At 31.7% G+C, this 4,453-nt stretch carries 4 protein-coding genes, 1 tRNA gene and 1 pseudogene; 3 read left to right on the top strand and 3 right to left on the bottom strand.

What is annotated here, in order from left to right:
• The first annotated feature begins 278 nt into the window (after positions 1-278).
• Entirely contained in the window at positions 279-776 is a 498-nt protein-coding gene (locus ACH2BG_RS03090) for a CAP domain-containing protein (RefSeq protein ID WP_395046270.1), read from the top strand.
• Positions 777-993: 217 nt separating this feature from the next.
• Here the strand turns inward: ACH2BG_RS03090 and ACH2BG_RS03085 are convergent, their stop codons facing one another.
• On the bottom strand, positions 994-1,395 hold the full coding sequence (locus ACH2BG_RS03085; protein WP_395046269.1) for an ExbD/TolR family protein: 402 nt from the start codon (positions 1,393-1,395) through the stop codon (positions 994-996).
• A complete protein-coding gene (locus ACH2BG_RS03080) occupies positions 1,373-2,089 on the bottom strand; it encodes a MotA/TolQ/ExbB proton channel family protein (RefSeq protein ID WP_395046268.1) in 717 nt (238 codons plus the stop codon). Before ACH2BG_RS03080 ends, ACH2BG_RS03085 begins: the two co-directional genes overlap by 23 nt.
• Before the next feature lie 131 nt (positions 2,090-2,220).
• On the opposite strand from ACH2BG_RS03080, the gene ACH2BG_RS03075 reads away from it, so the two are divergent.
• Positions 2,221-3,435 (top strand): bifunctional folylpolyglutamate synthase/dihydrofolate synthase, encoded by a 1,215-nt coding sequence (locus ACH2BG_RS03075; RefSeq protein WP_395046267.1) that lies wholly within the window; start codon positions 2,221-2,223, stop codon positions 3,433-3,435.
• Between the two features lie 81 nt (positions 3,436-3,516).
• A tRNA-Val gene (locus ACH2BG_RS03070) sits at positions 3,517-3,591 on the top strand.
• Positions 3,592-3,901: 310 nt separating this feature from the next.
• Here the strand turns inward: ACH2BG_RS03070 and ACH2BG_RS03065 are convergent.
• Positions 3,902-4,453 (bottom strand): annotated as a pseudogene (locus tag ACH2BG_RS03065) (TonB-dependent receptor); the annotation flags it as partial.

Raw genomic sequence — 4,453 nt, 5'->3', positions numbered from 1 at the left:
CGCAGATGGTACTGCATTTTTGTGGGAGAGTATGTCGTCGCCTTTCTTTTGAAAACCCTATCCAACCGGATAGGGTTTTTTTGTTTTTAATAAGTTTTTTCTAAATGTAACGCTTTTTTTAAATTAAATATCAAATACGTCTCGCAAGAATTTATTTACTAATTGATTGATTATTAGTATTTTAACGATTTTATTTGGTGTTTAGTCGATTTTAATTGTAATCTTGTCTTGTCAAACTTAACCAGTGGGTTTGGATGCAACAACATAATTATCTGTTTATGAAAAGGACTTTATCAAAAATTGCTTTCTTAGTTTTAACCGCTATTACTATTGTTTCTTGTTCTAAAGAAGAGGTTGCTAGTGCTCCAGTAGATTTATCACAAGCCAATGCAAAGTACACCTATACAACTGATGAAACTCAAGTACTGACTCTAGTGAATGATTATAGAGTAAGTATAGGTTTAAATAAATTAGAAAAAATAGATTATATCTCTATCAAATCCGAAGAGCATGATAATTATATGATATCAATAGGAGCAGTAAATCATAATTATTTTCAGGATCGTTATGAGAATCTGGTTCAAGTTATAGGAGCAAAAAATGTAAGTGAGAATTTAGCTTACAATTATGCAACTTCACAGAGTGTTGTAAATGCTTGGCTAAACAGTGCCTCACACAAAGCCAATATACAAGGTGATTTTACCCATTTTGGAATCGCTATTAGAACCAATGCTGAAGGAAAAAAATATTATACCAATATATTTGTTAAAAAATAAAAATAGTTTGTTTTAGTTTGTTTGATAAAAAAAATGCTTTAGTTCCCCAACTAAAGCATTTTTTGTGTTTAAAATTTAGAGGCCGAATGTTTAAGTTCTCTAGCGTGAGGGATAAAAGCGGAAATCCTTTTCTTTTTTTCTTTAAAAAAAGAAAAGATTAAAGCGGATAGCCCGACCCGAAGTTTTTCACGAAGGGTCACGCCAAAAATCTTAAATTTTACTTACCAGCACTCGTAGCAATTACAAATTTCAAATTATTTTTTACACCTATTTGTAAAACATCTACTAAATCCTGCACTTGCATGTTGAAAGGAATGCGAACAATGACTGCTTGGTCTTTGGTTTCTCCCAATTTAGAGAGCAATGTAGCTTCCAACTTATCGAACGAAACTTCTTGTTTGTCTAGATAAAACTTCTTTTCTTCGGTAACCGAAAGTGTGATGTGTTGCTTGTTTGTTTTTTCGGTTGCTTTGGCTTTAGGCAAGGTCATTTTTATCACATTTGGGTTTGCCAATGTAGATATGATTAGGAAAAATAACAGCAAAAAGAACATAATATCGCTTAATGACGACGTTGCTATTTCTGCGTGAAATCGTTTATTTCGTTTTATTTGTGGCATTTGGTCTCTGAATTATGTTTACAAATTCTAATACGTGGCGCTGAATATTTAAAGAGAAACTATCTATCACACCATTAAATAAATGGTAGGCCGAGTAAGCCACAATTCCCACCACAAGTCCCGAACCCGAACTAATCATTTTTTCGTACAAACCGCCAGAAATATTTCCAATACTAATGTTTTCAGTTATCGAGATACTATAAAAAATCTTAATTACACCGCCAATAGTTCCAATAAAACCTAGTGTTGGCGCAATACCAGCAATAAGACCAAGATGTCCCAATCGGCGTTCCATTTGTCCAATTTCTATATTGGCAACTTTTTCCATATTCGATTCTATTTCGGCAATGGGTCTTCCTATGGTGTGAAGACCTTCTTTAATCACATTTCCAGAAGCTGTAGTGTCTTTTTCGGCAGTAGCAATCGCCATATCAATATTACCAGAATTTAGATGAATTCTGATATCCTTCATCAAATGAGTGTCGTATTTTGTGTGTTTTTTTAAATAAATAAAACGTTCGATAATCACGTAAATCGTGTAAAACAACAATAAAGCAATGGGAATTAAGAAAAATCCACCTTTAAGGATAAATTCTAAAACTGAAATTTCGTTGTCTTTTACAACATTTTCAATGACTGCGCCAGTTGCAGCCGCAATAGTGTCGTTTTGGGCTTGTAAAAAAAATCCAATCATATGATAAAGTACTTTATTTATATTAAAAAATAGCTCAATTTTGCATAAAGATAATTGTCTATATTATACTAAACTAAAAAACAGACGAATTATTTTGTGAGTACTGATTTTTTCTGATTTTAAATAAACATATGAATTACCAACAGACTTTAGATTGGCTATTTGCACAATTACCCATGTACCAGCAACAAGGAGCTTCGGCATACAGAAAAGATTTAATAAATACAATTTTGCTCGCCAACCATTTGGGAAATCCGGAGCTAAAAATAAAAACGATTCATGTGGCAGGAACTAACGGAAAAGGTTCTACTTCATCTATGATTGCTTCTGTTTTACAAGAGGCAGGTTATAAAGTTGGGTTATACACTTCTCCACATCTCAAAGATTTTAGAGAAAGAATTAAAATAAACAAAATAGAAATTTCTGAAGATTTTGTTATTAATTTTGTTGCCAAAAACAAACCTTTTTTTGAAGAAAACAATCTAAGTTTTTTTGAAATGACAGTAGGCTTGGCTTTCGATTATTTTGTAAAACAAGAAATTGATATTGCTATTATTGAAGTCGGAATGGGGGGAAGATTAGATTCCACCAATATTATTACGCCATTAGTTTCGGTAATTACCAATATTGGTTTAGACCACACCCAGTTTTTAGGCAATACGACAGAAGCCATTGCAAGTGAAAAAGCAGGAATTATAAAGCCCAATATTCCAGTGGTTATAGGAGAATATACGCACCAAACAAAAGAAGTTTTTTTGGCTAAGGCCAAAGATTGTAAGGCGGATATTTATTTTGCTTCAGATTTAATTACTAAAGATTATCCAAGCGATTTATTGGGTGACTATCAAGTGCATAATAAGAAAACGGTCATTCAAACTATTGAAGTTTTAAAGCCATATTTTTCTGTTTCAGAAGAAAATTTAAAAAACGGATTAAAAAATGTGGTAAAAAATACTGGGTTATTGGGACGTTGGCAGCAAATACATTTAAATCCAAAAGTAATTTGCGATACGGCACACAATAGTCATGGTTTAAAAATTGTCTTAAATCAGATTCAAAAAGAGCAATTCAATGAGTTACATTTTGTTTTAGGTGTAGTTAATGATAAGGATTTGGGTGATATTTTTCCCTTGTTTCCCAAAAGTGCTAAATATTATTTCTGTAAGCCAAATATTTTACGAGGATTAGATGCTGTAATCTTGCAAGAAAAAGCAATTGAGTTTGGACTAATTGGTAGTATATATAATTCTGTTTCAGAAGCTTATCATGAAGCTTTAAAGTTATCATCAGAAGACGACTTTATTTATATTGGCGGAAGCACATTTGTCGTGGCAGAAATTTTATAAATTTATTTGGTTTTTGTTTGCAGAAGTAAAAAAACGTCTTATATTTGCACTCGCAATAACGCAAGACATTGCAACCCGAAAGGGCGATTAGCTCAGCTGGTTCAGAGCACCTCGTTTACACCGAGGGGGTCGGGGGTTCGAACCCCTCATCGCCCACAAAAGGATACTTTTTCAAGTATCCTTTTTTTTGTATCACTTTTTTTGTAAAAAAATGGATCTATCCAGTTATCCAGAACCAAGATTAATACCCTCTTATGCCAAAATCTTATAACTACCCTTGAGTTTGTCTTTTAACCTATTTTAAGGCTAATTTTTTAATGTTTTTTTGACAAACTAGGCCAGTAGTATTATGACAACAATGCACTTTGTTCTACACTAATTAGTAGAGTAAACACATAACTGGTTTTTTAAACAATTGATACAATTGATTAACACTGGTAAATTTATTTAATGTAATGGAAATCGTTTAATAAGTTATTCTAAAGCTTAAATTTGGAGTTCGTCGAAGTGAAAAATTTTTTACTTCTTCAATAGAATTAGTAATTGCATTTATTCTATAATATTCATTGATTTCATTTTTTCGATTGAATATATTCAATAAAGAGAACCCCAATTTATATTGAACTTGATCTAAGCTTTCCCATTTATATGTTGTCGAAAAATTAACTTGAAAAAAGTCATCTAATATTTTATTGTTTGGGGTATTGTAATCAATCTTTGGATTGGAGAAATTACTGTAATTTATATTTGAGCTCACAGGAGTGGTCTCGGGTTTTCCAGAATACCACTTTGAACCCAATGCTATTTTTAGATTTTTTCTATCATAGATTCCTGCCCAAGAAATAATATGGTCTAATTTAAAGTTATTTGGAAATACAGGTTGTTCTAAATTTGGAAAGTGATAATTATTAGTATTGTAAGTATAACTAAACCAAGTAATAAAATGGTTTATCTTTTTTTGAACCAGCATTTCAATTCCTAAAACTTTATAATCGCCATTAGTTTTAACAAATTCTAG

It is taken from the genome of Flavobacterium sp., assembly GCF_043779715.1.
Taxonomy (GTDB): domain Bacteria; phylum Bacteroidota; class Bacteroidia; order Flavobacteriales; family Flavobacteriaceae; genus Flavobacterium.
The sequence above is the reverse complement of the archived record's forward strand: the minus strand, read 5'-3'. Positions and strand labels throughout refer to the sequence as shown.

Excerpts from the sequence above, each read along its gene's own strand:
- ACH2BG_RS03090 (WP_395046270.1), top strand. The coding sequence starts at position 279 with ATGAAAAGGACTTTATCAAAAATTGCTTTCTTAGTTTTAACCGCTATT.
- ACH2BG_RS03085 (WP_395046269.1), bottom strand. The coding sequence starts at position 1,395 with ATGCCACAAATAAAACGAAATAAACGATTTCACGCAGAAATAGCAACG.
- ACH2BG_RS03080 (WP_395046268.1), bottom strand. The coding sequence starts at position 2,089 with ATGATTGGATTTTTTTTACAAGCCCAAAACGACACTATTGCGGCTGCA.
- ACH2BG_RS03075 (WP_395046267.1), top strand. The coding sequence starts at position 2,221 with ATGAATTACCAACAGACTTTAGATTGGCTATTTGCACAATTACCCATG.